Origin of the sequence: Mycobacterium bohemicum DSM 44277, from assembly GCF_001053185.1 — a bacterium.
Taxonomy (GTDB): domain Bacteria; phylum Actinomycetota; class Actinomycetes; order Mycobacteriales; family Mycobacteriaceae; genus Mycobacterium; species Mycobacterium bohemicum.
Genome location: NZ_CSTD01000012.1, coordinates 1 through 2,783 on the forward strand (window position 1 = coordinate 1; position 2,783 = coordinate 2,783).

The 2,783-nt window shown below is 71.0% G+C and carries 1 protein-coding gene and 2 pseudogenes; 2 read left to right on the forward strand and 1 reads right to left on the reverse strand.

Features of this window, described 5'->3' with window-relative positions; translation table 11 throughout:
* Nucleotides 1–981 (reverse strand): annotated as a pseudogene (locus tag BN971_RS24275) (FUSC family protein); the annotation flags it as partial.
* A 107-nt stretch (nucleotides 982–1,088) separates the two neighbouring features.
* Between BN971_RS24275 and galT the strand changes: the two are divergent.
* Nucleotides 1,089–2,165: a galactose-1-phosphate uridylyltransferase gene (galT, locus tag BN971_RS24280; protein WP_170322226.1), complete on the forward strand. Its 1,077-nt coding sequence runs from the start codon at nucleotides 1,089–1,091 to the stop codon at nucleotides 2,163–2,165.
* A pseudogene (locus tag BN971_RS24285) lies at nucleotides 2,162–2,783 on the forward strand (GHMP family kinase ATP-binding protein); the annotation flags it as partial. The gene galT and the pseudogene BN971_RS24285, both read left to right, overlap by 4 nt.

Here is a 2,783-nt window from a genome sequence, read left to right on the forward strand (position 1 = left end):
GCGCCAGGCGGCGGACGGCGGCCGCCCCGGTGTCGCCCGGCCCGGTGTCGCCGGGCTGCGTGTCCAGGAGGTGTTGCGCCTGGTTCGCGGCCTGGCGAAGCACGGCGACCTCGGGCAGATCGCCCGGGAGAGCTGCGTGAGCGCCGAGACGAGCGCGGCGCGCGTGGCAGGCGGTATGGCGAAGGGGTTTTCGGAGGCAACCTCCGCGGCCCGCCGGCCGGCCGTGGCGACCCACTCGATCGCCAGTTCGGCGTCGAACAGCCAGGGGGTCAGCCGATCACCGGCGATACCCCGCACCGAGGTGGCCTTGGCCTCGTCCTCGATCTGACTTTGCACCAGCAGGACGGTCTCGTTGAGACGGACGGTGCGCGCCCGCGTCCGGCTTCGGCGCGGCTCGTCGAACCGGCCGGTCCGCACGGCCTCGGCGGCGGCGTCTATCAGTATCGACATCCGCGCCCGCAATGCCCGCAGCGTCGCGCGCAGCACGCTCTCGGGGCGGTCGGGCAGCACGTACGTGCTCATCACATACGTGCACACCGTGCCGACCGCGACCGCGCCGATCATCCACGGCAGTTCCGAAATGCGGGCCCGCAGGTACAGCGTGAAGAAGTAGGCCATGAACGCGACCATGCCCAGGGCACGGCCGCGGGGGCCGAACCTGCGGATGTACACCGCGGCGAACACGACGACGACGAAGGCGGCGTCGCTGGCCACCGGGTGGGGCGAAAGCAGCGCCGCGGCGGTGATGGCCAGGGCGGCGGGCACGGGGAGCAGTGCCATGGTGATCCGCTGCTGGCGCGGGTCCGGCTCGTTGACGGACCGCGACGCCACCATGGTGATGACCACCCCGAGCAACGCGACGGTCAGCGGTTGCCCCGTCGCGCGGGTCAGCAGGAACAGGATGAGCAGGGAGCAGCCGAGCGCGGCCGTCGTGCGCGTGGCCATCCGCAGCCGAAGCAGCCCCGGGTCCGAGCCGATCACCCAATTGCGGGCTCGTTCGTACACAACTGTGATCGGATGACCGCCTCTCTCGTCGCTACCCATCATGGTTCCCGAACCGCCCCGCGCTGGCCAAGCTAGTCTTCGACATCGTGGGTCCGACCCGGGCGGAGCTGGCCGATGGCCGTGAGCTGCTGTTCTTCGCCCTGCCGGACCACCGTCCGGCGCCGGTCCGCGACCGCCGGCCCCTCCGGCCGCGCGCGCCCGACCAGTCCGAACTGCGGTTCGACCGGTCCACCGGGCAGTGGGTGATCATCGCCGCGCAGCGCCAGGACCGCACCTACAAGCCGCCCCCCGACCAATGCCCGCTATGCCCCGGTCCGACTGGACTGACCAGCGAGGTGCCCGCCCCCGACTACGACGTCGTCGTGTTCGAGAACCGCTTCCCGAGCCTATCCGGAGCCGGCGCAACGCCCCGCCCCGGAGATGGCTTCGTCTCCGCGCCCGGCCACGGGCGCTGCGAGGTCATCTGCTTCTCCAGCGAGCACACCGGCTCGTTCGCGGGGCTGGCGCCGGCGCACGCCCGGCTGGTCGTCGAGGCCTGGCGGCATCGCACCGCCGACCTGATGGCCACGCCGGGCATCGAGCAGGTGTTCTGCTTTGAGAACCGCGGCGAGGAAATCGGGGTGACGCTGACTCATCCGCACGGTCAGATCTACGGCTACCCCTACCTGACGCCGCGTGCGGCCACCATGCTGGAGCAGGCGCGCGACCATCGAAAGCGGCACGGCACCAACCTTTTTGAGGACCTGCTGGCATGGGAGGTGGCGGGCGGCGGCCGAGTCATCACGCGCACCGACGCGTTCACGGCGTTCGTCCCGTTCGCCGCGCGCTGGCCCGTGGAGGTGCACCTCTACCCGAACAGGTTCGTGCGCAACCTCGGCGACCTCGACGATGCCGAACTGGATGGCTTCACGCAGGTCTACCTCGATGTGCTGAGGCGGTTCGACCGCATGTATCCGGGACCGCTGCCCTATATCTCGGCGCTGCACCAGTACAGCGACACCGAGCCACAGGCCGAGGGCTACTTCCACGTGGAGTTGATCTCGATCCGGCGCAGCGCCACCAAACTCAAATACCTGGCGGCGTCGGAATCCGCCATGGGCGCGTTCATCGGTGACGTGACGCCCGAAAGCGTCGCCGCCCGGCTCCGGGAACTGGCGTGACGGTGCGCTATGCCGCCCCCGGGCGGATCAACCTGATCGGGGAGCACACCGACTACAACCTCGGGTTCGCCCTGCCGATCGCCCTGCCGCAACGAACCGAGGTCACGTTCACGCCGACGGGCGGCGACGCGATCAGGGTGGTCAGCGACCGGGCGGACGGCCCGGTGCGCATCGCCCTCGACAGCGTGCCGGGAGACGTGACCGGCTGGGCCGCGTACGTCGCGGGCGTGGTGTGGGCAGTGCGCGCGGCCGGCCACCGGTTTCCCGGCGGCGCCATGTCGGTCACCAGTGACGTGCCGATCGGGTCCGGTCTGTCCTCGTCGGCGGCGCTGGAATGCGCGGTCCTGGGCGCGCTGGCCACGGCCGGCGGCCTGCGCCTCGACTCGCTCGATCAGGCGCGGCTCGCCCAGCGCGCGGAGAACGAATTTGTCGGCGCCCCAACCGGTTTGCTGGATCAGCTGGCGTCGTTGTACGGCCAGGCCGGCCGGGCGCTGCTGATCGACTTTCGCGACATGAGCGTGCTGCCGGTGGCCTTCGATCTCGAAGGCCGACGCCGTCGCGCTGCTGCTCATCGATTCGCGGGCACGCCACGCGCACGCCGGCGGCGACTACGCCGCG